General features: G+C 67.2%; 16 protein-coding genes. 4 read left to right on the top strand and 12 right to left on the bottom strand.

Annotation, left to right across the window (positions count from 1 at the left end):
• Positions 1–58 precede the first annotated feature (58 nt).
• From U1703_RS14175 to U1703_RS14145, 7 genes are all read right to left on the bottom strand, one after another.
• The gene (locus U1703_RS14175; RefSeq protein WP_320453204.1) at positions 59–406 is read right to left on the bottom strand and encodes a hypothetical protein; all 348 of its coding nucleotides are present in this window, start codon (positions 404–406) and stop codon (positions 59–61) included.
• 12 nt (positions 407–418) lie between these two features.
• Entirely contained in the window at positions 419–1,978 is a 1,560-nt protein-coding gene (locus U1703_RS14170) for a L,D-transpeptidase family protein (protein ID WP_332786192.1), read from the bottom strand.
• 167 nt (positions 1,979–2,145) lie between these two features.
• Positions 2,146–3,936, bottom strand: a complete 1,791-nt coding sequence (locus U1703_RS14165; RefSeq protein ID WP_332786191.1) for a family 43 glycosylhydrolase — start codon at positions 3,934–3,936, stop codon at positions 2,146–2,148.
• Positions 3,933–4,613, bottom strand: a complete 681-nt coding sequence (locus U1703_RS14160; protein ID WP_332786190.1) for a DUF6445 family protein — start codon at positions 4,611–4,613, stop codon at positions 3,933–3,935. Before U1703_RS14160 ends, U1703_RS14165 begins: the two co-directional genes overlap by 4 nt.
• 194 nt (positions 4,614–4,807) lie before the next feature.
• On the bottom strand, positions 4,808–7,822 hold the full coding sequence (locus U1703_RS14155) for a TonB-dependent receptor domain-containing protein (protein ID WP_332786189.1): 3,015 nt from the start codon (positions 7,820–7,822) through the stop codon (positions 4,808–4,810).
• A 200-nt stretch (positions 7,823–8,022) separates the two neighbouring features.
• Entirely contained in the window at positions 8,023–9,558 is a 1,536-nt protein-coding gene (locus U1703_RS14150; RefSeq protein ID WP_332786188.1) for a tryptophan halogenase family protein, read from the bottom strand.
• Positions 9,555–10,556 carry a LacI family DNA-binding transcriptional regulator gene (locus U1703_RS14145; RefSeq protein ID WP_332786187.1) on the bottom strand — a complete coding sequence of 334 codons (1,002 nt, stop codon included), beginning with the start codon at positions 10,554–10,556 and terminating at the stop codon, positions 9,555–9,557. The genes U1703_RS14150 and U1703_RS14145 overlap by 4 nt, the downstream gene beginning before the upstream one ends.
• Positions 10,557–10,720: 164 nt before the next feature.
• On the opposite strand from U1703_RS14145, the gene U1703_RS14140 reads away from it, so the two are divergent.
• The gene (locus tag U1703_RS14140) at positions 10,721–12,997 is read left to right on the top strand and encodes a glycoside hydrolase family 3 N-terminal domain-containing protein (protein ID WP_332786186.1); all 2,277 of its coding nucleotides are present in this window, start codon (positions 10,721–10,723) and stop codon (positions 12,995–12,997) included.
• Positions 12,998–13,124: 127 nt separating this feature from the next.
• On the opposite strand, the gene U1703_RS14135 is transcribed toward U1703_RS14140, so the two are convergent.
• Positions 13,125–14,444 carry an MFS transporter gene (locus U1703_RS14135; RefSeq protein ID WP_332786185.1) on the bottom strand — a complete coding sequence of 440 codons (1,320 nt, stop codon included), beginning with the start codon at positions 14,442–14,444 and terminating at the stop codon, positions 13,125–13,127.
• Between the two features lie 145 nt (positions 14,445–14,589).
• Between U1703_RS14135 and U1703_RS14130 the strand changes: the two genes are divergently transcribed.
• The 3 genes from U1703_RS14130 to U1703_RS14120 all read left to right on the top strand — a co-directional run bounded on the left by U1703_RS14130 (position 14,590) and on the right by U1703_RS14120 (position 20,535).
• Positions 14,590–15,801, top strand: a complete 1,212-nt coding sequence (locus tag U1703_RS14130) for a multidrug effflux MFS transporter (RefSeq protein ID WP_332786261.1) — start codon at positions 14,590–14,592, stop codon at positions 15,799–15,801.
• An 83-nt stretch (positions 15,802–15,884) separates the two neighbouring features.
• The gene (locus tag U1703_RS14125; protein WP_332786184.1) at positions 15,885–17,942 is read left to right on the top strand and encodes a M13 family metallopeptidase; all 2,058 of its coding nucleotides are present in this window, start codon (positions 15,885–15,887) and stop codon (positions 17,940–17,942) included.
• A gap of 109 nt (positions 17,943–18,051) precedes the next feature.
• Positions 18,052–20,535, top strand: a complete 2,484-nt coding sequence (locus U1703_RS14120) for an alpha/beta hydrolase family protein (protein ID WP_332786183.1) — start codon at positions 18,052–18,054, stop codon at positions 20,533–20,535.
• A gap of 21 nt (positions 20,536–20,556) precedes the next feature.
• On the opposite strand, the gene U1703_RS14115 is transcribed toward U1703_RS14120, so the two are convergent.
• The 4 genes from U1703_RS14115 to U1703_RS14100 form a co-directional block, all read right to left on the bottom strand.
• Entirely contained in the window at positions 20,557–22,059 is a 1,503-nt protein-coding gene (locus tag U1703_RS14115) for a CPBP family intramembrane glutamic endopeptidase (protein WP_332786182.1), read from the bottom strand.
• Between the two features lie 6 nt (positions 22,060–22,065).
• A complete protein-coding gene (locus U1703_RS14110) occupies positions 22,066–23,097 on the bottom strand; it encodes a hypothetical protein (RefSeq protein ID WP_332786181.1) in 1,032 nt (343 codons plus the stop codon).
• A complete protein-coding gene (locus U1703_RS14105; RefSeq protein WP_332786180.1) occupies positions 23,094–23,849 on the bottom strand; it encodes an ABC transporter ATP-binding protein in 756 nt (251 codons plus the stop codon). The genes U1703_RS14110 and U1703_RS14105 overlap by 4 nt, the downstream gene beginning before the upstream one ends.
• Before the next feature lie 91 nt (positions 23,850–23,940).
• Positions 23,941–24,912: a glycosyltransferase family 87 protein gene (locus tag U1703_RS14100; protein WP_332786260.1), complete on the bottom strand. Its 972-nt coding sequence runs from the start codon at positions 24,910–24,912 to the stop codon at positions 23,941–23,943.
• Positions 24,913–25,356 lie beyond the last annotated feature (444 nt).

Here is a 25,356-nt window from a genome sequence, read left to right as displayed (position 1 = left end):
GCCCCCTCCACCATGCTGCGCATGGTCCCCCTCCCCGTGCCGGGGAGGAGTAGTCGGCTTACTGCCCGTCCTTGGGCTCGACACCCTCGGCAGGCGCATCGCCGCTCGGCGTACGCTGCACGCGCGCGGTCATGCCGGTGGCCGAGGCATCGTCCAGCATCTGCTGGTCGACCGTTCGCTCGGGCGGCGGCGGCGGCACCGTGTCGGCCGCCATGTTGACCGGTGCGACGGCATCGGCATCGTTGGTCATGACCGGCGTTTCCTCCGGCACGGCCATATTCTCCTCCGCGACCGGCGTGTCGTTCTCGACCGGCACGGGCGGGTCTTCCGACGAGCGCGAGCAGCCCGCCAGCAGCAGCCCGGCCGCAAGCAGCGCCATGGCGCTCTTGGTGGCGATCTTCATCATGTCCTTACCCCTTTAGTCGCGTGTGGATTGCGCCCGCTCGGCCGAGCGGGCCTCGATCTTGGTGGCCAGCTGCGCGTCCCAGCCATAGGGATCCTCGCGGAAGCCCACTTGGCCATCGGCATTCGCAAAGGCGGTCCAATAGAGCAGATAGACCGCCACCGGCTCCGCCATGGTCGCGCGCACCGTCTTGCCCGAAGCGATGGTCGCGTCGATCTGCGGCTGCTGCCACTCCGGCGTCGACTTCAGCATCAGCGAGGCCAGCTCGGCGGGCTTTTCCAGCCGGACGCAGCCATGGCTGGCCAGCCGGTCGAACTTGGAGAAACCGGACTGGGCGGGCGTGTCGTGCAGATAGACCGCGAAGTCGTTGGGGAAGTCGAACTTGTACCGCCCCAGCGCGCTCTTCTCCGACGATTGCTGCAACCGCTTCGAGCCGTCGCCATTGTCGATCACACGGAAACCGGCGCGCTTCAGATAGCCGGGATTGGCCTTTTCCTTGGGCCACAATTCCTTGTTGGCGATCGAGCTGGGCACGTTCCAGGGCGGATTCAGCACGATGCTGCGGATCGTGGACACCAGCATCGGCGTCTCGTTGCCGGGTCGTCCCGTCACCGCCTTCATCGACATCACCGGATTGTCGCCGTCGAACACGGTCAGCACGGCGGCGGCGATGTTCACCTGGACGCGCTTGGCCTCCAGCTGCTGCGGCAGCCAGCGCCAGCGTTCCATGTTCGCCATGATCTGGCGGATGCGCTGCGCGACCGGCACGTTCAGCATGGCGACGGTCTGGCCACCCACCGTGCCGACCGGGTTCAGGCCATAGCGACGCTGCGCCCGGCGAACGGCGGCGAGCAGATCCTCGTCGAACCGATCGCCCGTCGTGCTGACGGCAGGGTCCTCCATCGCGAGGCGCTTGCGCAACGCCAGCACCTGCGGGCCGCTGGCGCCGAAGTTGATTGTGGTCGACGGCAGCGACGACCAGCCGCCCGCCGCCGCCATCGCGCGATAACGCGCCAGCCCCTTCACCAGCGCGTCATACCCCGCATAGGGCGGCGGCAGCGAGGCGACCCAGGCGGCCAGCCGGTCGCCCCGCACCGCATCGGCAAAGCCGGGCGCCGCGTCGAAGGGCTGCGGCCGGATGCCCCAGTCCTTGGTGAAATCGCCCGGATCGAGCCGCCCGACGTGCACCGCGTGCGCATAGTCCAGCGCGACGCGGGTCAGCGCGGTGGCGGACAGGGTCGACAGGTCGCGCGGCGGCCCCTGGCGAAGGCCCTGCGTGACCTCTCCTTCCGCGATCAGCGTGGCGAGCTGGCGCATCTGCGCCTCGCTGAGCGTCGGCATCGCGACCGTTGCCGGATTGGCGATCGACGGCGCGACCGGCGTGGTGGTGATGGCGGGCGTGGTCTGGGCCTGCGGGCGGGCCAGCGGCGTCGACGGTGCGGCGGGGGCGGGCATCATCACCGGCGGGGGCGCGACCTGCGCCAGCAGCGGGGTGGCGACCAGCGATCCGGCCGTCAGCGCGCCGAGCAGACGGCCGGCAAAGGGGCGATTCACGGAAAAAGGCAATGCAGTCATGACGGTATGATAGCCCCTATTCGTCCAAATGTCGTCGCAGGTGGGCGCGCTTATCGTACCCAATCCTACGCCAAGCTGAACCGAACGACGATCCGCCGGGAAATAAGCTCCCCCGGACCGATCGACTTTCGCGCTTTCCGGGGTGAGGTACAGCCGGGCCCTTTGGATCACATCGCCAGAATGCGGCTGAGGCGGGAGACGCCATGTTCGTCAAAGGCCTCGACCGCGACATGATAGCGCTGTCCGACCGTCAGCGCGCGTAGGGATAGTATAGCCTGGTCGCCCTCGGCCACCCGGTCGGCGAACAGCTGATAGGTCAGGGCCAGTCGATCCGGCCGGATGCCCCAACGGACATTATAACCGACCGCGCCCGGCACCCGACGCCAGCGGATGACGGCGTTGCGGCTGTCCGCCTCGCGTGTCGCGGTGACCTGTTCGGGGGCGGCGGGATCGACGCCGTCGGCGTTGCCGAACACACGCAGGTCGCTGATCGCCAGATGCGCCGCCCCGACATGGCCATGGACGTAGCGGACATAACGGGTGCGCACCGGGACGGGCAGCGCGAGATAGGCATTGGGCCGGTCGCGCCGCGGTCCCTCGGTCCGGGCCAGCGGATGCCAGGTCCGGCCGTCCGCCGAATGCTCCAGCCGGAACTCGGTATAGATGTCGGGCGCGTCGCCGAACCGCCCCGCCTGATAGTCCGCGAAGTTCACCTGAACCGCACGCACCGTCTTTACCGCCCCCAGGTCCAGCGTCAGCGTCGCCCCCGGCGCATTTGATGGCGACAACCAGAAGCTGCGGGGGTTCTCGTCCGTCGCATCCGCCGCCGGATGCCCCGCCACCTCACCGCTGGCGACCGCATGCTTGCGGTAGGAGAGCAGCATCCAGCCGGTGAACAGCGATTCCGGGTCGGTCACGCGGGTCGTCGGCATCCGGTGCGGAAAATCGCCGAAGCGGGTCGATACGCGCATCTGGCCATCCGCCTCGAACGCGGCGGGCCACAGGCCGATGCGCCGCTCGAACGTCCAGTTATAGCCGATCCAGGGCGTGCCGGTGTTCCACCAGTTGCCGTGCGCGTCCCGGAAGCTATTGCCGTGCCCGGCCCCCTGCACGAAGCCGCCGGGCTTGTAGCCGACCGGATTGTACGGCGCATAGGTGAACGGCCCCATCGGCGACGTCCCCACATAAGTGCCGGTGGCATAGGCGTTATACTCGGTGCCCGGCGCGCCATATTGCAGATAGTAACGCCCGCCGACCTTCGTCATCCACGCCCCCTCCATGAAGGGGGTGATCGGCGTCCCGTCGGGCAGTGTCCCGCTATGATCCTGGCCGAAGCGTTCCCAGCCATGATGCGCGGGATCGAGCAGGATGAAGGACCGGCGCGGCTCGCCATAGGCCATTCGGCCGTCCGCGAAATGGACGGGCGCGCCGTAGACGGGGAAGACGTTGGACGAGTTCCAATAGAGATACCACCGCTTGTCGTCGTCCTGGAACAGCGCCGGGTCCCACGGGCCGGGCGGCACCTGCCCCGGCTTGATCGCGTCCTCGAATCCCGAACGCACCGCGCCGGGCAGCACCGGCATCCGGCGGACGAAATAGTCGAGGCGGCCGCTCGCCGGATCGCTGGTCGCATAGATGGTGCCCTGGTCGGTCATCGAGGGCATGATGAGCAGCCGCTCGCCGTCCGAGGTGACGGCGGGCGCGACGATGCCTTGCGCGGGCCAGCGGCTGGGCGTGACGAAGCGCCAGTCGACAAGATCGGTCGAGCGCCAATAGCCGTCGGCCAGCGTCAGGAAGAGATAATAGGCCCCCTTGAACCGCACGATCACCGGGTCCGCGCCGGTGCGGTAAGATACGCCCTCGTTCACCTGCTCGAAATTATAGCGGTAATCGATATCGACCGGGTTGGCGTAGGTCTTGTCCTGGGCCGCAGCGGCAAGTGCAAGGGCTAGGATCATCGCCGGGCCTGGACGAACAGATTGGTGGTCAGGCGGCCGATACGCGGATCGTCGCTGAAGGCCATGTCGGGCGGGATGATGCCCGAATGGAGCAGGCATCCCTGATAGATGACCAGCCGGTCGGTCTTTGCCTCGACCATGCCGATCTGCTCGAACGCGGCGTTGCTGCCGTTGGTATAGCCGGACAGCCCCGCGCCGTCGCGGCGGGCGGCGGCGATGAAGGCGTCTCGATTGGCAGACGCCACCCGCTCGATCCGCGTCGCGCGCTGGCGATAGAAGGCGGTGCCGCTGCCCCGCGTTTCGGACAGGTAATGGAGGACCGCCAGATAATCGGGGTCGACCGCATCGAAATGCGGCATCCGCTGAACCTGGGACAAGGTGGAGGGCGCGGCGGTGACCATCGAGAAGCTGCCCTCGATCCAGTCGAAGCCGTCGACCTCGAACGCCCCGCCGATAAAGGGCGCGACCTCCTGGAGCAGGGCGGTGGCATAGGCGTGGGCCGGGCCGTCACCGAGGGTCAGGACATGGCGGACACCGGGATAATGGCTGCCCGATATCTGCGGGAACGGGGCAAGCGCCGCCGCCATCGCGACGATGCCCGCGACATCGCCGCTCACGTCGTCGACGACCACGACCGGGCTTTGCGATTGCCCGACACGAAGGAGGCGCGGGGTCATGGCATTACTGACATTCCGGCATTCCCCATGAATGGGCTCCTCCATTCCTCCCCTGCAAGGGGAGGTGGCAGGCCGAAGGCCTGACGGAGGGGTGTCGCCCTATCGAGAGCGGGACACCCCTCCACCATGCTGCGCATGGTCCCCCTCCCCTTGCAGGGGAGGAATAAATAGGCCGCTGGCATGGCGACCGACCTTTAGAACTTGTACCGTGCGCCGACCTGGAACGAGCGCGGCACGCCGGTGGTGTCGAACTCCCGCTTGGTCGGGTTCACGCCCGATCCCGCACCCCAGGCCGAATAGGTCCGGTTGACCGAATCGAACAGGTTGAACGCGGCCAGATTGACCTCCAGGTCATGGCCCCACGGCATCTTGAAGTTCTTCGAGACGCGCAGGTCGACCGCGGCATAGCCGACGATCTGGTCGGGCCAGAACACGCCGCCGAAATTGCCATAGGCGCTGGCATTCTCAGGCTTCACGGCCGGGAAGATGACCTGGCCGAAGGACGGGCCCGAACTGAAGGTGCCGGTGACCGAGATCTTGGTATCCCACGGCCCCTTGGCGATGCCGGTGCCGACGAAGCGCCATTTCTCGACGCCCGCGACATAATTCCAGCCATAAGCATCGACGCGCGGGCCGTTGAAGAACTCGTCGCCCTGCAACTCCTGCGCGACGTTGCTCTTGGCCTGCTGCACCGTCAGCGTGGCGGTGAAGCCCCAGGTCGAACCGGTGACGAACGGCTTTTCGGCGGTGAAGTAGAGCGCATTATACTCCGCCTTGCCGTCGTTCGACCCGATGTTCAGCTTGCCGCTATAGCCGGGCAGGATGCCCTGGGCGGGAAAGTTGTCCTCGATCCACTGGTCGCCCTGGCTGGTATATTGCCCGCTGGGCAGGCGATTGCCGCGCACATATTTGAAGATGTTGTGGCTGCGGATGTGGCTGAACGTGACCGAGGTCTGCACGACGCCCAGCCGCTTGCGGAAACCGATGTTGAACTGGTCCGAATAGGGCAGCTTGGTGTTGTTGTTGAGCAGCCAGACCTCGCCGCCCACGCCCGTCGCGGTCGCCGCCGCGCGCAGCGCGTCGACATTCTTGTAGCTGCTGTTCCACGCCAGCGTCGCGGGCGGCAGCCCGCCATTGTTGGCCGCACGGATGCTCGCGCAGCTCGGCTGGCCGGGGCCGTCGCAGAAGCTGAGCGTGACGGTCTGCTGATAGAGTTGCTTCACCGTCTCGATCCCCGCCGCGATGAACAGCGGCCGGTCGTAATAGCGGCCCGCACCCGCAAAGAAGATCGTGTCGCGGTCGCCGTTCAGGTCGTAGGAAATGCCCAGGCGCGGCTGGAACGCCTTCCAATACGGCTTCCGGTTGTTGCCGGTCGAGATATAGTCGTTCGGGTTGATGCCCGCCGCCTGCCACGGCTGATAATTGCGCAACGCATTGGCGATGGCCGTGGGCGTGACAAAATTCTCGTTCTTGGCGTTGGTTTCATAGTCCCAGCGCAGACCGGCATTGACGGTGATGTGGTCATTGACCGTCCAGTCGTCCTGCAGGAACAGGCCGATTTGCGTGTTCTTCGCGGTCGCCGGGCGCACCGGCACGACCGAGACCGCCGCCTGTTGCGGGGTCGAGGCGTCGAAGGTGGTGTAGGTCGACGGCGTGAAATAATAGGCGCCGTTGCCCAGGTTGTCCTCGGCGCGCGACAGGTCGTTCAGCGAGACCTTCACGCCCGCCTTCACGACGTGGCGATCGCCAAAGAAGGTGACGTTGTTCTTGAACGTCCAGGTCTTCTGGTTGTCGAACTGCTCGAAGCCGTTGGTGCCCAGCTGCGCGACGGCGGCGCCCGGGCGGCCCAGCACGATCTCGGGCCCGCTGCTGGTGCGCGGCGTGCCGTTGAAGACGCTGTTATAGGCCAGCGTCATCTCGTTCAGCCAATGGTCGCCGCGGTGGTTCCATTCGAGCTGATAGAGGTCGATCTTCGACTGGAGCAGGTGACCGTGCGAGGGCACCGCAATGCCACCGAAGTCGGCCAGGTTGCTTTCCCGGCGGAAGAAGCCGCTGAGATTGACCGTGTCGGCGTTGCTGACATAGCCGGTCAGCTTGCCGAAATAGAGCCGCTGGCTGAAATCCTGCGGATAGCTGCCGTTGAACTGGCTGACGATCGCCTGGGGCACGACCTGGGTCGGGTCGGCGGTGCTGGTATTGCCCAGCTGCACCGCGGTCGAAGGGGCCTTCTGGTCGGTCGCCTCGAACGCGCCATAGATGTGCAGCACGTCCTTGATGATCGGACCACCCAGGTCGGCGCCATATTGCTTGCGGTCGTAATCGCCCTGTCCGCGCGTGCCGTCCAGATTGTTGCGCTGGCCCGGCCGGTCGAAATATTTGGTGCCGTAGAAGGATTTGGGCTGCCACTCGCCAAACAGCGTGCCGTGATAGCTGTCGCCGCCGGTCTTGGTGACGGCGGTGATGATCGCCGATCCGGACTGTTCGTATTCGGCCTTGTAATTCTGGGTATCGACCTTGAATTCCTGTACCGCCAGCTGCGGGAAGGGATTGCCCTGGCTGAAATTCTGGCCCGCCACGCCACCGTGATTGACCTGGTTCTTCAGGGACAGGCCGTCGATGAAGACGTTGACGTTGTCCGCGCTGACGCCACCCGCCTGGACCTGGCGGTTGCTGCGACCCGGCGTCACCGCCACGCCCGGTGCGAGCGCAGCGAAGTTCAGGAAGTTGCGGTCGCTTTGCGGCAGGCTTTCGATCTGCTGCTGCGACACGTTGGTAGAAACCTCGGCGGTGCGCACCTCCTGGGTGCGGCGGCCGGTCACGACGACATCGCCGGACGCCGCAGCCCCGCCTGCGATCTCCTCACCGCCGGCACCGGGCGCAGCGGCGGGCTCGCCGATATCGGCGGTGATGATCTGGCCGATCGGGACGACGACCTGTTCGGGCTGCTGGCCCTGAACCTCGACCCGGTAGGTGCTGGGGCGGATGCCGGGGATGGTATAGTCACCCGCCGCGTTGGTGCGCGCGGTGATGACCTGGCCGGTGGTCAGGTCGGTGATCTTGACCGTGGTGCCCGCCGACGCACCCTCGACCCGGCCGCGCAGCGTGCCGCTGGCCTGGGCATGAGCGGGTGCGCTGACGACGAGCGCGGCCGCCAGGGCCAGCGCGGAAATCCCACGACGCATCTGCGCGCGATCATTGGTGGATGCCATTCCAGTCCCCTCCATCATCCCTTGCACCCCTTCCTTGCCCCGGATGCCGCGACGACGGACGCCGCTCACCCGAAAACGGAGAGGCTTATGAAACCGGTTACTTGCCCGCGTAACCGGTTACAACCGTCGTGACACGGCTTATGTCACTATCGTGAGGGCTGTTGCGCAAACGTCACAGATCGCCGGGTCGAGCAGGCCGGTCAGGCGGGGAGCGGTGGCGCCTGGCAGTGGCGGGCGATGAATGCCTCATGGGTGGGCAGGCCGCTCGCGACCTCGGCGATCACCTCCTCGACATCGCGAAGAAATGCGGTCGCCTGCGCATCGGGGACCATGTCGACCATCGGGTCATATTGCGCGGCCAGCCCCTGCCCCAACAGCACCTGGACCCAGCTTTCCTCGCGGAACAGCTCGGCCTTGCCGTGCAGGAAGAAGCGCGCGGAGGAGCGGAACAGCTCGATCCGCTCGGCCAGGCTGTCGGGCACGTCCATGTGGCGCAGATACTGCCAGAACGGCGTGTCCTCGCGCTGCGTCACCTTGTAATGCGCGATGATGAAGTCGCGCACGTCGCGATATTCGAAATCGGTTTGGCGATTATATTCGGCGATATCGGCGGCGTGGAAGCCACGCCCCGGAAACAGCGCCAGCAGCCGCAGCAGCCCGGTCTGGATCAGGTGGATGCTGGTCGACTCGAGCGGCTCGAGAAACCCGCCAGCCAGCCCGAGCGCGACGACGTTCTTCTCCCATGCCCGCACCCGCTTGCCCGGCCGGAACCGCACGGGGCGGGCATCGCCCAGGGCTGGCGTATCGAAATGCGCGAGCAGCGTCGCCGCCGCCGCGTCGTCCGAGACGAAGCGGCTGGCATAGACATGGCCGTTGCCGGTCCGGTGCTGAAGCGGAATGCGCCACTGCCACCCCGCGCCATGCGCGGTCGACCGCGTATAGGGGGTCAGCGGTCCGGTTCCCCGCGCGCTCGGCACCGCCAGCGCCCGGTCGCAGAGCAGCCACTGGCTCCAATCCTCATACCCCACCCCCATCGCCTCGCCGATCAGCAGGCCACGCATCCCCGAGCAGTCGAGGAACAGGTCGCCGTCCACCGTGCGCCCATCGGCCAGCACGACATGGTCGAGATGGCCGTCGCTCGCGCGGGCGTTGGCCGCGACGACCCGCCCCTCGATCCGCTCCACCCCTGCCTTCTCCGCCCGCACCCGCAGATAGCGCGCATAGAGCGAGGCATCGAAATGATAGGCATAGTCGATATCGGCGATCGGCGAGTTGGGATGCGCCGGATCGGGCATGGCAAAGCGGTTCATCCGCGCCGCCATCGTGTTCAGCGCATAATGGTCGAAATGCTTCGCCCGCCCCTGCGCGGCTTCCTTCAGCCAGAATTGGTGGCAGTGCAGCCAGTACAGGTCCTGCCCGATCTTGCCGAAACCATGGATATAGCTGTGCCCCGGCGCCCGCCAGTTGCGAAACTCGATACCCAGCTTGAACGTCGCCTGGGTGGCGCGGACCATCTCGAACTCGTCGATCCCGGCCAGCCCGTTGAAGGTGCGGATGGCGGGGATGGTCGCCTCGCCCACGCCGATCGTGCCGATCTCCTCCGATTCGATCAGCCGGATCGTATAGGCCCCCAGCAACAGCCGCGAGAGCAGGGCGGCGGCCATCCATCCGGCGGTGCCGCCGCCGACGATGGTGACGGTCTTGAGCGGCGGATTGGGATGCGCCGCCGCCGTCATGCCGACACCGCCGGGCTGGTCGCGCGGATCACCAGTTCGGTCGCGATGGTCTGCGTCTCCAGCACCAGCGTGCCGCCCTCCAGCGCGTCGACCAGCCGCGCGACGGCCCGCGCGCCCAGCTCGGCCGTCGGCGCGCGCACCGTGGTCAGCCCCAGATAGCGGGCCAGCGGAATATCGTCGAAGCCGGTCACGGCCACCGCGCCGGGCACCGCGACCTGCCGCTCGCGCAGCACGCTGAGCACGCCCAGCGCCATCATGTCGTTGGCCGCGACGATCCCGTCATGGACCAGCGCCCGCTCCGCAACGGCCAGCATCGCCGCCGCACCCGATTCCTCGCGGAAATCGCCTTCGATCACGATCGGCTCGACCTCCGGCGCCAGCCGCGCCATCGCGGCCAGGAAACCCTGGCGCCGCTCGTCCGCGTCGATATTGCCGAACGGACCGGAGACATGGATCAAGCGCCGCCGCCCCTGCGCGACCAGATGCGCGACGACCCCCTCGATGCCGACGGCATTGTCGATGCGGAACGCCGCCCGGCCCGAGGCGTGTTGCGAATTGACCAGCACGGCGGGCACGCCCAGCGGCAGGGCATCGTCCAGCCCACCCGCGACCAGCTGCGGCGCCATCACGATCAGCCCGTCGACACGGCCCCGCATCGACCGCACCGCCTGCGCCGCCAGTTCGGCATCGGCGTGCATGTTCGACAGCAATAGATGGTATCCGCGTGCCGTCACCTCGCGGTCCATGCCGCGCACGATCTCGGAAAAGAACTCGCCGTGCAGGTCGGGCAGGACGACGCCGATCGCATGGCTGCGCGACAGCGACAGGCTGCGCGCACCCGCATGGGGGACGTATCCCAGTGCCTGCGCGGCGGCCATCACCCGCGCGCGTGTGTCCGGATGGACGCTGCTATGCCCGTTCATGGCGCGCGACACCGATGCGACGGATACCGCCGCCTGCCGCGCCACGTCGCGGATCGTGGCCGATGACTGCCTCACACCCCTCCCCTTCACGGGCCCATCGCCCAAGGCCCCTCTATAGCGTGCGCCGCATCTTGTGCGATGCCTCCCGTCTGTGTAACCGGTTACACAAAAGCGTCAACATCAATGCGGCCGTGCGAAACGTCCGAATGTTCGCCGTAGCTTAGGGGAGAATGAGGCCGATGTCGGAGATCACCATTTCGCGGCGCGCCGCGCTGCTGGGCGCAGGGACCATCGCCGCCTGGGCGGCCAGCCCCGCCCGCGCGCTGCTGGCACAAGGAGACGGCACCGCGCTTTCCGCGTCGGTCGAGGCGATCCTGGCGAAGATGACGCTGGAGGAAAAGGCCGGGCAGCTTCAGCTGAACGCCGCCGCCTGGGGTGGCGGGGTCGCCACCGCGCTCAACCCGCCGTCCAACGGCCCCAGCTTCGAGGGGCAGCTCGCCGATGCGGTCGCGGGCAAGCTGACCGGCGTGTTCAACGGCAACGGCGCGGAGATGGCGCGACGGATGCAGGGCGCGGTGATGCGAGACTCGCGGTTGAAGATCCCGCTGATCTTCCCCGCCGACGTGATCCATGGCCACCGCACGATCTTCCCGGTGCCGGTCGCGGAAGCCGCCAGCTTCGATCCCGACCTGGCGATGCGCACCGCGCGCATGGCGGCGTTCGAGGCGGCGGGCGCGGGCATCGACTGGACCTTCTTCCCGATGGTCGACATCGCACGCGACCAACGCTGGGGCCGGACGATGGAGGGCGCGGGCGAAGACCCGATGCTGGGCCAGTTGTTCGCCATCGCCCGCGTCAAGGGTTTCCAGGGCAGGAACCTGGCCGCCGACGATGCGGTGATGGCCTGCATCAAGCATTTCGCCGCCTACGGTGCGGCCGAGAGTGGCCTAGACTATAACATCGTCGACATGTCCGAACGCACGCTGCGCGAAGTCTATCTGCCGCCCTACAAGGCCGGGTTCGACGCGGGCGCAATGAGCGGCATGGCCTCGTTCAACGAGATCAACGGCATCCCTTCGACCGGCAATCCCTGGCTGATGAAGCAGTTGCTGCGCGACGAGTGGAAATTCCCGGGCATCATCGTGTCCGACTATACCGGCGACGAGGAGATGATCGCGGCGGGCTTCGCCAAGGACGGCAAGGACGCGGCGCGCATCGCCTTCATGGCGGGGGTCGACATGAGTATGCAGTCGAACCTCTACACGCTCCACCTGCCCAGCCTGGTGCGCGAAGGGGCGGTGCCGCAAGAGGTGCTCGACCGCTCGGTCCGCCGGGTGCTGGCGGTCAAGCAGATGCTGGGCCTGTTCGATGATCCCTTCCGCCGCATCGACCGCAAGCGCGAGACGGCGCGGTCGCGGACCAAGGCCGCCATCGCCCTGTCGCGCGAGGCGGCGCAGAAGTCGATGGTGCTGCTGAAGAACGACGGCGACCTGCTGCCGCTCGACCCGACCTGCAAGATCGCGCTGATCGGCCCCTTCGCCAGCGGCCAGCACGACCTGAACGGCCCATGGGTCGTGTACGGCGACAACAACCAGGCGATCGACCTACTGACCGGCCTGCGCGCGGCGGGGGCGAAGAATGTCACGGTCGCGCTCGGCTCGGGCGTCGAGGAGGCCTTGCCCGGCGGGATCGAGGCGGCGGTCGCAGCGGCGCAAACGGCGGACGTGGTCGTGCTGGCGATCGGCGAGAGCGAGACCATGTCGGGCGAGGCGCAGTCGCGCACCTCGATCACCATCCCCGCACCGCAAATGGCGGTGGCCGAGGCGGTGGCGAAGACCGGCAAGCCGATCGTCGTCCTCCTGAAGAACGGGCGCGGGCTGGCGCTGGAGGGCGCGGTCAGGGATGCGCCCGCCATCCTCGTCACCTGGTTCCTGGGTTCGGAAACCGGCCATGCCATCGCCGACATGCTGTTCGGCAAGGTCGGGCCGTCGGGTCGCCTGCCGCTGAGCTTTCCCTATGAGAGCGGACAGGAACCCTATTATTACGCGCACAAGGAAACCGGTCGTCCCGCGCCAGCGGGCGCGCGCGTCCCCTACAAGACGCAGTGGCGGACCGCGCCCAATGCCGCGCTCTATCCGTTCGGGCACGGCCTGACCTATGGCAAGGTGACCTATGACGCGGCCGACGTGCCCGCCAACCTGGCATGGGACGGGCGGATCACCGTCTCGGCGACCGTCACCAACACCGGCACGCGCGCGTGCGAGGAAGTGGTCCAGCTCTACATCCACGACCGCGTCGCCAGCATCACCCGGCCGGTGCGCGAGATGAAGGCGTTCCGCAAGGTCGCGCTGGCGCCGGGCAAAAGCGAGCGGGTGAGCTTCACCCTGACCCGTGCGCAACTGGAGTTCCTGGGCACCGACCTGCGCCCCACGGTCGAGCCGGGCACCTTCGACGTGTGGATCGCCCCCTCGGCGCAGGCCGACGGCGCGCACGGAACGTTCGATCTGGTCCGGTAAATCCTCCCCGGCACGGGGGGGGGACCATCCAAAGGATGGTGGAGGGGGATCGCCGCGAGGGACTTATCCGGCGGCAAGCCCCCCTCCGGCAGGGCTTCGCCCTGCCACCTCCCCGTGCCGGGGAGGATCAGCCGGTCCGCCGCAACGGGCTGAACGCCATCGCCAGCCCCGACAGCACGAAACAGGCCAGCGGCACCACCACCACCAGGCGGCGCAGCGCGGCGAGCGTCTCGGGCGTCTGGTCGACATTGGCGACATAGCCCGCCTGCCCCAGCACCAGCCCGATCATCACGGTGGCCAGCCCGATCGCCACCCGCTGCAACAACGCGGCCAGGCCGAACACGATGCCCTCGGCACGAATGCCGGTCGCCCGCTCGCCATGGTCGATCGTGTCGGGCAACAGCGCCCAGAAGGCGAAGTGCAAGCCGACCGTCACCGCCTGCATCCCGATCAGAAAGGCCTGCATCGCGCCGACCTGCGGCAGGTCGACCGTCGCGAACAGCAACAGCCCGGTGCCGCAGCATCCCACCGCGACGAACCACAGCCGCACCGCGCCGATCATCCGCGCCAGCGCCATCCAGACCGGAACCGCCACCACGCTGACCGCCATCATCGACGCCAGGGCGAGCTGCCCGGCCCCGACATCGTGCAGCCGGTATTTGAAATAATAGAGGACCGACTTGCCCAGCACCGTGGTCGCCACGATCATCGCGATCATCGCCACCGCCAGCGTCAGGAACGCGCGGTTGCGCGCGACCGCCGCGAGCGAGATGCGGATCGAGGGCGGCGGCGGCTTGGCGACCCCGGCCATGCCGTCGCGAAAGGTCCAGCCGACCCCGATCAGGATGACGCTGCCCAGGCCCGCGAACAGCAGCGCGGCCCCCATGAAGGCGCGCGGGCCGCCCTCTACGCCCATCACCATGCCGCCGATCGGCACCGTCCCGATCGCCACCAGCACTGCCGCCGCCGTGCCCGCCAGCATCCGCAGCCCCGCGACGAACGACCGGTCGCGGCTGTCCATGCTGACCCGCGCCGACATCGCCAGATAGGGGATGTTGACCAGCGCATAGGCGGTGCGGAACAGCAAGTGCCCGCCCAGCACGAAGGCGAGCCCCGCCTGTCCGGCGACCGGCGGCGGCGCATAGGCCATGGCGAAGGCCATCCCCAGCGGCACCGCGCCGCCGATCAAGCCCCAGCGATAATGGCGCGCCCCACCCTGCCGATCGACCAGCGCGCCGACCGCAAAGCTGACCAGCCCGTCCCAAACCGACGCCGCCAGATAGATCGCCGCCGCCGTCTCGACCGCGATTCCGATCGCGTCGGTATAATAGAAGAGCAGGTAGAGCATCACGCTCTGCCAATAGAGGTTGAACGCGAAATCACCCCCGGCCAGCGTCACCAGACGCCAGCGGCCGACCCGTCGCCCCTCGCCATGCTCGTTCGTCATGACGGTCTTGTCGGGCGCGTCGGATACAAAGTCGAGGGGCTGCGGGATGCCGGGATACCTTAACGCCCTGGGCGATTTACCCATGGCCACCCCCGCCCAGCCAACCTAGACGGACGCCATGACTGACAAGACCGAGCGTACGCCCATGCGTGGGGGCGAGTTCATCGCCTTCATCGCCGCCCTGATGGCGGTCAACGCCCTGGGTGTCGACCTGATGCTGCCCGCGCTGGCCGATATGGGCCACCAACTCGGCATCGCGACCGCCAACCACCGGCAATGGATCATCACCGTATATATGCTGGGCTTTGGCGCGGGCCAGCTTGTCTATGGACCGCTTGCCGATCGATACGGACGGCGGCCGATCCTGCTCATCACGCTGGCGGGGTTCGTCGGGGCCAGCGTCTTTGCCGCGGGGTCGCAGACCTTCCCCGCGCTGCTCGGCGCGCGGGTGCTCCAGGGGCTGATGTCCGCCTCCACCCGCGTGCTGGCGGTGGCGATCGTGCGCGACCGGTTTTCCGGCCGCCAGATGGCGCGGACGCTGTCGGTCGCGCAGATGATCTTCTTCCTGGTGCCGATCATGGCGCCCAGCCTGGGGCAGGTGCTGCTGGCATTCGGGCCGTGGCGGTTCATCTTCTATGCGCTGGCCGGTTTCGCTGCCTTCGTCCTGGCCTGGTCGGCACTGCGCCTGGTCGAAAGCCTGCCGGTCGCGCGCCGCACGCCGCTGTCGCTCGCCTCGCTCAAGAGCGCGTATCGGCTGACGCTGACCAACCGTTTTTCGGCGGGCTATGCGGTGTGCGCGTCGATGACCTTTGGCGGGGTGATCGCCTTCGTCTCGTCGGCGCAGCAGATCTTCGTCGACGAATTCGGCGCGGGCGACCGGTTCACCCTGCTGTTTGCGCTATGTGCTTTCTCGATGGGCTGCGCATCCTTCGCCAACAGCCGCCTGGTCGAGCGGCTGGGCACCCGGCTGATCTCGCAGACCGCCGTCATCGGGCTGATCATGCTGTCGTTGCTGCATCTGGGCGTCATCATGGCGGGGCAGGAGACCTTGGTCACCTATATCCTGTTCCAGGCGCTCAGCATGACCTGTATCGGCCTGTGCGGATCGAACTTCGGCGCGATGGCGATGGAGCCGGTCGGCCATATCGCGGGCACCGCCTCGTCGATCCAGGGTTTCATCACCAGCGTCGGCGCGGTGATCGTCGGCTCCGCGATCGGCCAGGCCTATGACGGCTCCACCTATCCGCTGGCCATCGGCTATCTGGCGATCGGGCTGGGCGTACTCGTGCTCGTCTATTTCATCGAGGACCGCCGGCTGTTCCGCGCCCGCCATGCCAGCGAGGCACCCAAATCCTGAGCCAGTATGACAGGCCGTTCACTTGACTTGCCCCGGCGAGGGGTTCTCCATCCCCGCCAACATCACAGGATCGCAGGAAACCCATGAAGCGCTACGCGTTCGCCGCCGCCCTCCTCGTCACCACCGCCGCCATGGCGCAGACATCGTCGGTGCCCGGCACGCTGCCCGGCGTCGACAAGAGCTATATGGACCCCAGCGTCAAGCCGGGCGACAATTTCGACGCCTATGCCAATGGCGGCTGGCGCAAGACCGCCGAGATTCCCGCCGACCGCTCGACGATCGGCGTCGGGCTCGACGTGTCGCTGCGCGCCGAGGCGCGCACCGCCGCGATCATCAAGGGAGCGGCCGCCACGAAGGGTGCACCCGGTAGCGACCAGCAGCGGATCGCCGATTATTACGCCGCCTATGTCGACACCGCCGGGATCGAGGCACGCGGGCTGAAGCCGATCCAGGGCGACCTGGCCGCCATCGCCGCGATCAGGGACAAGCGCGATCTGTCGCGCGCCATCGGCGCGGCGATGCGATCGGACACCGATCCGTTCAACAACAACAATTACGCCAGCACGAACAACCTGTTCGGCCTGTTCGTCAGCCAGGACCTGAACCAGCCGACGCGCAACGTCCCCTATCTGATGCAGGGTGGCCTGGGCCTGCCCGAGCGCGATTATTACCTGTCGGACAAGCCCGACATGGCGGAAATCCGCACCGCCTACCGCGCCTATCTGGCCCAGCTGATGCAGCTGGCCGGGCTGTCCGACCCACAGGCCCGCGCCGAGCGCGTCTTCGCGTTGGAGACCAAGATCGCCGCCGCGCAGGCCGACATCATCACCAGCCAAGACGCACACAAGGGCGACAATCCCTGGACCCGTGCCGATTTCGCCACCCGCGCGCCGGGGATGGACTGGACCGCCTTCTGGACCGCCGCCGGAATGCCCGCCGGACAACGCGACTTCATCGTGTGGCAGCCGGAGGCGACCACCAAGCTGTCGGCCCTGGTCGCCAGCGAGCCGTTGCAAAGCTGGCAGGACTGGCTGGCCTTTCATATGATCAACCAGGTCACCGGCTCGCTGCCCAAGGCGATCGACGATGCGTCGTTCGGCTTTTACGGCCGCACCCTGACCGGCACCCCCGCGCAGCAGCCGCGCGAAAAGCGGGCGCTGTCGGCCGTCAACGGCGCGCTGGGCGAGGCGGTCGGCAAGATCTATGCCCAGCGTTATTTCCCCGCCTCGTCCAAGGCCGAGATCCAGACGATGGTGACCAACATCGTCGGCGCCTTCGACCGGCGGGTCGCCGCGCTCGACTGGATGGCGCCCGCGACCAAGAAGGAGGCACGCGCCAAGCTCGCCGTGCTGAAGGTCGGCGTCGGCTATCCCGACCATTGGTGGAACTACCCGAAATTCGACGTGCGCGCCGACGATCCCGTCGGCAATGCGCAGCGCGCCCGGCTGGCCATGTACCATTATCATCTCGGCAAGCTCGGCAAGCCGGTCGACCGCAGCGAATGGTGGATGACGCCGCAGACGGTGAACGCGGTCAACCTGCCGCTGCAGAACGCGCTGAACTTCCCCGCCGCGATCCTGGAGAGCCCCTATTTCGATCCCAAGTTCGACGCGGCCGCCAATTACGGCGCGATCGGATCGGTCATCGGGCACGAGATCAGCCACAGCTTCGACAATCTGGGCGCCGATTTCGATTCGACCGGGCGGCTGCACAACTGGTGGACGCCCGCCGACCTGAAGCGGTTCGAACAGGCCGGACAGGCGCTGGTCGCGCAGTATAACGGCTATGAGGCGCTGCCCGGCCTCTACCTGAACGGCGAGCAGGAACTGGGCGAGAATATCGCCGACGTGGCCGGGCTGACCGCCGCATACGAGGCCTATCACGCCTCGCTGAAGGGCAAGCCCGCCCCCGTCATCGACGGGCTGACCGGCGACCAGCGTTTCTTCCTGGCCTTTGCCCAAGGGTGGCGGACCAAGATGCGCGACAAGGCGTTGCGCGCGCGCATCACCAGCGACGTGCACGCCCCCGCGCCGTGGCGCGTGCTGACCGTGCGCAATCTGGATGCCTGGTATGCGCCGTTCGACGTCCAGCCGGGTCAGGCGCTGTACCTGTCGCCCGAAAAGCGCGTCCACGTCTGGTGACTCCACGCTCCGGCCCATCTGCCTCATGGGCGGGCGGGCCGGAGAGGGTCTGGCGCGGGCACGGCGGGCGTGCCACACCCCCTTGTCAGGTTATAACAAGGGGTTGGGAATGCTCGTCGGAACGCGTCTGGTTACTGTCCTTCTGGCCACCACGGCCCCGCTCCTCGCCGCCACGCCATCGGGTGCGCAGACCGCAGCCCAGCCCCCTGCGACCGGCTATCACCGCGCGCCCGATGCCATTGCCAGGGCGCTGGAAACCCCGCCCACCCCGGCGGTCGCGCTCAGCCCCGATCATCGCACCATGGCGATCCTGGGGCGCGAGAACCTGCCCTCCATCGCCAACCTGTCGAAGCCGATCCTGCGACTGGGCGGATATCGCATAGATCCGGCGACCAACGGCCAGGCCGAGGTGCGCGTCCAGTGGCTGAACGCGCTCAGCTTCCAGGATGTCGCCAGCGGCCGGACGGTCGCGGTCCGCCTGCCCCAGGGCACCCGCTTCGCCGCGCCCGACTGGTCGCCGGACGGTGCGCATCTGGCCTTCTATGTGCAGGAGAAGGACGGGCTCGCGCTGTGGATCGCCGACCGCGACGGGACCGCGCGTCCGGTGGCCAAGGGGCTGAACGGCGCGTTCGGGACACCTTTCGCCTGGATGCCGGACAGCCGGTCGCTCATCGCCCGGCTGGTATCGCGGATCGAGGCCGCCCCTCCGGCCGAAAGCCCGACGCCGCGCGGCCCCGTCGTGCAGGAAAGCAGCGGGCGCACCTCTGCCGCACGCACCTATGAGGATCTGCTCGGCGACGCGCATGACGAGGCACTGTTCGATTACTATTTCTCAAGCGCATTGGCGAAAGTCGACGTGGCGGATGGCGCCCTTCACCCGATCGAGGGGCGCGCGGTCTGGAGCGATTTCAGCGTGTCGCCCGATGGCCGCTATCTTCTGACCGAGCGGCTCAAGCGCCCCTATAGCTATCTACTCCCTGCGCGTTTCTTCCCAACCGAGATCGCGGTCCAGCCGATCGCCGCGCCGGGCATGCACAACGGGTTCGTCGTGGTCGACCGCCCGCTGGCCGACGATCTGCCCGTCGATTTCGATGCCACCGTGAAGGGCCCCCGCGACGTGGAATGGCGCGCCGACGCCCCCGCCACATTGGTCTGGGCCGAGGCGCTGGACGGCGGCAATCCGAAGGCGAAGATCGCCTTCCACGACAAGGTCATGATGCGCGCTGCGCCGTTTGACCGACCCGCAGTCGAACTGGCCAAGACCCCTGCCCGCTATTCCGCCACGATATGGGGCGATGACGGGTTCGCGATGGTCGTCGACCGCGAATGGCGCAGCCGGACCGAGCATCGCCAGGCCGTCGCCCCCGGCCGCCCCGGCGAGGGCCGGATGCTGCTGACCCGCAATTACCAGGACCAGTATGGCGATCCCGGCCGCCCGGTGATGGAGGAAAATGCGGCGGGCAGGCCGGTGATGCGCTTCACGCCCGGCCACGACGCGGTCTATGTCACCGGCGAAGGCGCGACGAAGGCGGGCGCCTTCCCCTTCCTGGCGACGATGAAGCGGGCGGATGGCGCACAGACCCGGCTGTGGACCGCCAAGCCGCCCTATTACGAGACGGTCGTCGCGATGCTCGACGACAAGGGCCAGCGTATCCTGACCCGACGCGAAAGCGCGACCCAGGTGCCCAATTACGTGATCCGCCCCGTAAAGGGCGGTCAGGCCAAGGCCGTCACCCGCTTCACCGACCCCGCCCCCGTCTTTGCGGGCGTGACGCAGCGGACGATCACCTATAACCGCGCCGATGGCCTGCCGCTGTCGGGTTCGCTCTATCTGCCCGCCGGATATGACGCCAAGCGCGACGGGCCGCTACCGACGCTGCTCTGGGCCTATCCGGCCGAATATACCGATGCCAAGGTCGCCGGGCAGACGGTCGACCAGGGCAATCGCTTCGTGCGGCCGCGCGGGATCAGCCATCTGTTCCTGCTGACCCAGGGCTATGCCATCCTCGACAACCCCGCCATGCCGATCATCGGCGAAGGCGGGACGGAGGCCAACGACACCTATATCCAGCAGCTTCAGGCCGATGCCCAGGCGGCGGTCGATGCGGTCGTGAAGCTGGGCGTCGCGGACCGCAGCCGCATGGCGGTGGGCGGGCATAGCTATGGCGCGTTCATGACCGCCAACCTGCTCGCCCATACCGATCTGTTCCGCGCCGGCATCGCACGCTCGGGCGCGTATAACCGCACGCTCACCCCGTTCGGCTTCCAGGCGGAACAGCGCACCTATTGGCAGGCGACCGACACCTATACGACGATGAGCCCGTTCACCTTCGCCAACCGGATCAAGGCACCGATCCTGCTGATTCATGGCGGCGCGGACGACAATAGCGGCACCTTCCCCATCCAGTCGGAACGGATGTATGCCGCTCTGAAGGGCAATGGCGCGACGGTGCGCTATGTCGTCCTGCCCAATGAGCCGCATGGCTATCGCGCGCTGGAATCCACCGAGGAGACGTTGTGGCAGATGACCGACTGGCTCGACCGCTACGTCAAGCCCAAGGCGCCTGCCGCCCCCGCGACCAGCGCCCGCTAACGGACACGTGGCCCCGGCCCCTCAGCTCCACAGCACGACCACCGCATTATAGGTCATGTGGAGCAGGATCGCCGGGGCCAGCCGCCCCGACCGCTTGAACAGGACGCAATTCGCGGCACCGACCAGGGCGACGGGCAACCAGGACAGGAGCGGGTGGTAGATGGCAAAGAACGCCGCGGCCCCCGCCACCGCCGTCCAGCCACCGCCCCATTGCCGGTCGAGCGTGCGATAGAGCAGCCCCCGGAACAGGAACTCCTCGGCAAAGGGTGCCATGAATATGGCGATCACGCCGTGGCTGACCGCCATGCCGGGGATCGCATCCATCCGCCCGCGCGCCACACGCATGAGCTCGACCGTCCAGGGGATCTGCGACAAGACCTCGCCATAGCCATGCGCGAAGAGCGCCAGCGCCAGTCCGCCCCCGATTCCGCCCAACAGCCACGCCGCGTCACGCCGGTTGCGCGCGATGTAGCGTGCGAACCAGGTCCGATCGGCATCGTCCTCGTCCCGCCAGCGCCACAGGGTCGCGGCCGCCACCCCCCGCCTGGCCAGGAACAGTGCCATGCCGATCGACACCGCTATCGCACACAGGGCATAGCTCAGCGCCTGGACCGTCGCCATGATCGCCTTGCCGCCCAGGGTGTAGGTGAAGGCGCTGATGATCGCGTTGCACTCGACCAGGATGCTGATCGCGATCATCGCATGCATCAGCGTGGGCGGCGGCGGCAGTCGTTCGGACCACGGGTCGTAGAGATAGGGCAGCCGTGCGCGCAGATTTTCCCACATCGCGGCGGCCGTGATCCAAGAATAGACGATGCCGACGATCACCAGATGCCATTGCTGGGTCACCACCCCCACCGCGAAGGTGAACATGCCAAGCTGCGCCGCCCAGAGCCGCCCGCGCGGCACCTTCTGCGCCTCGCCCGATTCCGAAACGATCGTGACCAGAGTCACCGCCTTTTCCGCCATGCTGCGCGCGAACAGGCACCAGGCGACGCCGACCAGCGCGATCTTCCACGCGTCGTGCGGGAACATCCAGCACGCGACCAGCAGCGCGATGCCGACCAGCGCGCTCGCGATCATCGACCATAGCCACGCCTTGGCCTTCAGCATCGCCTCCAGCCCGCGCGGCCACGTCATCGCGATCCAGAGTGCGGAGCCCTCGGAGGTCAGCGACTTGGGCCCCAGTATCCACAGGAAATAGGTACCGAAGAAGATCGCGGCGGCACACAGGTAATTCCACATATCCGCCGCATGGACCATGACGCTGTGGAAATTGACGAGCTGTATGCCCGCGATCGTGACCGGGATCAGGATCGTCTGGACCAGCGCGCTGCGATCGCGCACGAACCACAGATACTCCTTGCGGAACAGCGGTTCGCGGCCGAACCGCCCCGCCTTGCCCCGCCGGACGCCGACGCCGTCAGAAGCGAAGGCGCCGCTCAGGCCCTGGCGTACCGATCGCGCGCTGAACGCGACCGATGCGGCGATCGCGACCATGCTGAACGCCCCCGACACCGCCACGCCGCGTCACAGGGCAAAGTCACCCGCCCCATCCATGCCCAGGAACAACCGCAGCACTGGCCATGACGGCCCCGTCTCGTCGATCCACCCCGACACCATGTGCGCGATGCCCGGCATGACGCGGTTGACCACGAACATCAGGATCATCGAGGCAAAGCCGAACCAGCCGATGATCCCGATCGCCGCCCCGCGACGACGCAGCGGCAGCCGCAACATCGCCGCGATCTCCAGCATCTTGCCGACACAGGCCGCCGCCACCGTCAGCGGAATGCCGATCAGGATCGCCGCCACCGCCCCGATCACCGGCCCATGCGCAATGCCATAGAGCAAGCCGGGAAACAGCGGTGCCGCCCAATAGACCGGATTGGCGGCCAGCGGTGCCAGCATCTCGGCAAAGAACACCGCCCCTGCCGTGACGGGGTGGCTCAACAGCCATTCCCACATCGGATGGCGCCTGCGCTGGATATCGAGTTCCGGCCCTTCGCCCTGGCACACGACCATCGCGAACCACCAGAGCAGGATGATCGAGCCGAGAAGCGCGGCGGCCGGGCCGCTCGGGGGGAGGTCCGCCAGTCCGGACTTGGTGTCGTCCTGCCGCACCAGATGACGATTGCCCGATGTCGCGACCGTCTCGCGCAACTGCGCCTCAACCACGTCCCGATCGGCGCCACTATGCTCGGCAATCTGTTCGGCTTCGTCACGGAAACCGCTGGCATCGGGGGGCGTACCGCCCTGAACGCTCCGGCCCACCGTGTCGTAGAACCATTGCCCGACCACCATCTGCCCATGCCGCTGGGCCTGGGCGCTCTGCGCCGCCTCGACCGCGGTCACCACCGTCACCGCCGCCAGCCCATGAACTAGACAGGCCAGCAGGAGCGACAGGATCGTCCCGATCGACGTCCATTTCACCATCCAGTCGGCGCGACGCCCCTTGAGCAGTTGCTGCTGGCGTCGCTGACGCCCGCGTGATCGCTTGCGCGACGAACGCAGCAACAGCCAGACCGTCCGCCAGAAACCCGGCACGCTCGCCTCGCTCACAGCGCGTGCGGCCGCGCGGTGAGCGTCAGGAACAGCGCCTCCAGATCATCCTGGCCATAGCGCGCCTTCAGCGCGTCGAGCGAGCCATGCGCGATCAACGTCCCCTGCGCCATGACGACAGCATGGCTGCACAGCCGCGCGACATGGTCCATCAAATGGGTCGAGAACAGGATGGTCGTGCCGTTCGCCGCGGCCTCGGCGATCAGGTCGTAGAAGAGATGGGTCGATTCGACGTCCAGCCCGTTGGTCGGCTCGTCCAGCACCAGCAGGCGCGGGCCGTGCAGCATGGCGAGCAGCAGGCCCAGCTTCTTCTTCATCCCGCGGGAAAAATCCTCGGCATAATGATCGAGCTCGTCCGCCAGCCGCATGCGCTCGACCAGCGGCATGATGCGCGCCATCGTGGCCGGGACATCCAGACCGTGCATGCCCGCACACAATTCGAGCAGTTCGCGTGCCGACAGATAGGAATAGAAGACCGGCTCGTCCGGCAGAAAACCGATCACCCGCTTCACCGCCACCCGGTCCTCAAAAGCATCGAGCCCGGCAACCTGCAACTGCCCCGAACTCGCCTTCAGTATGCCCATCAACAACCGGAACAGCGTCGTCTTGCCCGCACCATTGGGGCCGAGCAGTCCGCAAATCTGTCCCTGCGGAATGGAAAAGCTGATATCGCGCAAGGCGACCTTGTCGCCGAACGTCTTGCCGACATGCTCGATCGTGACAATAGCTTCACGATTGCCGTCGTCCATCATGCGAACTGCCCCCTGCCGCCCCCTACCCATGGCTGGGTATCGCGACATCTTAGGCGAGCCCGACCGTTATTGGAAACGGGATAGGCGATGTTCATCCACAATTCGGGCGACCAGCATCACCATGTGTCCGCAGGGCGGCGCGTGCGACCTGGATCGCCAGCGCCCACAGGATAACCGGCGCGACGGGCACGCCCGTTGCCATGGCGATCGACCGCCCCACCAACGGCAGGGCAAAGCACGCCGCCAGAACCAGCTTGTCCCACGGCCGGAACCCCCGCCGCACGCCTTGCGAGAACAGCCACGCGATCGGAATGGCCGCGAGCGTCAGGTCATAGTCGAGCAGGAAGGGGCTCATGAGCAGCGTGACGGCGGCGGTCAAGGCACCGGCGGCTTCGCGTGAAACACCGGGTGCGCGCGTGACGAAGGCCAGCATCAGCGCCGCGCCGGTCGCGCCCGTCAGTTGTACTGCAAAGGCCAGCCAGCCGGGCGAATGAAGCACCCGCATGGCCGCATACAGGCTGACCATCTTGGCGGGGTCGACAAGGCCCTGGTCCAGAATGGCCTGCCCCACCGACGCGGCGTGGAAGAAAGCGACCCAGCTCTCCTGCCCAAGGACGACCATCGACGCTAGGCACCACAGGCCCATGCTCGCCAGCGCACCGCCCATCACACGCCAATGCCCCCCGGCGATCACGAAGATCGGCAAGGCGAGCGCCAGTTGGGGTTTGACGATCATCGTGCCGAGCAGCATTCCCGCAAGCCAGGGCCTCCGCCCGGCCAACCCCAGCCCACTCGCAAGCAACGCACCGGTGAGAAACCCATTCTGGCCATGTCCGATATTGACGATCACCGCGGGAAAGGCGGTCACGGTCATCAACACGCCATGGTGGGGCACGAGCCACCGCCTTATGGCCGCCAGATACAACCCGCCCGTCAAAGCCAGCCACGCCGCCAACCCACCACAATAGGGGAGCATTCCAAAAGGAAGGCAGACCAGCAGGAACGGCGGAGGATAAAGAAAGGAGGACAGCCCCGGATCGACGACCACCGAGGCCCGTTCCATCGCACCGATCCTCGCAAGGTCCCACGCCGCTTCGGGCACCCCGGCAAGCGCCAGCCGAGCAGCAGACCAGAAGGCGAGAAAATCCGTCCCGAAAGGCTTGCCCATCGGATCGACGCCATCGCGACCGAGCAGGATCCACCCCAGACCGCAAATCAATGCCGTCGATACGAAAAGCAGCCGATACCCCCGCGCCCTTTCGGCACCGAGCCAGGGTGCGTCCCTAAAGGCATGAAGCAGGCGAGCGAGCATGCACCCTGCCTGTGCGATGCGCGCTTGCTTTCCCGTTAATGGGCGCGGCGCATCGCCAGTCAGCGGCTTATATCCGTGCTGACCTGCTCCCCATTTTCAGGCCACCGATAAGTTAGCTTCGGTGTCCTCATGCCCGTGGCGCGGGCGGTTGGTGAAGTCGGCGGGTGCCATGCCGCCGAGGCTGCTGTGCGGACG

It is taken from the genome of Sphingomonas flavida (assembly GCF_036663655.1).
GTDB lineage: Bacteria > Pseudomonadota > Alphaproteobacteria > Sphingomonadales > Sphingomonadaceae > Sphingomonas.
The sequence above is the reverse complement of the archived record's forward strand: the minus strand, read 5'-3'. Positions and strand labels throughout refer to the sequence as shown.

Bases quoted from the DNA above. Each gene is read 5' to 3' on its own strand.
- U1703_RS14170 (WP_332786192.1), bottom strand. From the start codon at position 1,978: ATGACTGCATTGCCTTTTTCCGTGAATCGCCCCTTTGCCGGCCGTCTG.
- U1703_RS14135 (WP_332786185.1), bottom strand. From the start codon at position 14,444: ATGACGAACGAGCATGGCGAGGGGCGACGGGTCGGCCGCTGGCGTCTG.
- U1703_RS14150 (WP_332786188.1), bottom strand. From the start codon at position 9,558: ATGACGGCGGCGGCGCATCCCAATCCGCCGCTCAAGACCGTCACCATC.
- U1703_RS14165 (WP_332786191.1), bottom strand. From the start codon at position 3,936: ATGATCCTAGCCCTTGCACTTGCCGCTGCGGCCCAGGACAAGACCTAC.
- U1703_RS14155 (WP_332786189.1), bottom strand. From the start codon at position 7,822: ATGGCATCCACCAATGATCGCGCGCAGATGCGTCGTGGGATTTCCGCG.
- U1703_RS14175 (WP_320453204.1), bottom strand. From the start codon at position 406: ATGATGAAGATCGCCACCAAGAGCGCCATGGCGCTGCTTGCGGCCGGG.
- U1703_RS14105 (WP_332786180.1), bottom strand. From the start codon at position 23,849: ATGATGGACGACGGCAATCGTGAAGCTATTGTCACGATCGAGCATGTC.
- U1703_RS14125 (WP_332786184.1), top strand. From the start codon at position 15,885: ATGAAGCGCTACGCGTTCGCCGCCGCCCTCCTCGTCACCACCGCCGCC.
- U1703_RS14160 (WP_332786190.1), bottom strand. From the start codon at position 4,613: ATGACCCCGCGCCTCCTTCGTGTCGGGCAATCGCAAAGCCCGGTCGTG.
- U1703_RS14140 (WP_332786186.1), top strand. From the start codon at position 10,721: ATGTCGGAGATCACCATTTCGCGGCGCGCCGCGCTGCTGGGCGCAGGG.
- U1703_RS14130 (WP_332786261.1), top strand. From the start codon at position 14,590: ATGCGTGGGGGCGAGTTCATCGCCTTCATCGCCGCCCTGATGGCGGTC.
- U1703_RS14100 (WP_332786260.1), bottom strand. From the start codon at position 24,912: ATGGAACGGGCCTCGGTGGTCGTCGATCCGGGGCTGTCCTCCTTTCTT.
- U1703_RS14120 (WP_332786183.1), top strand. From the start codon at position 18,052: ATGCTCGTCGGAACGCGTCTGGTTACTGTCCTTCTGGCCACCACGGCC.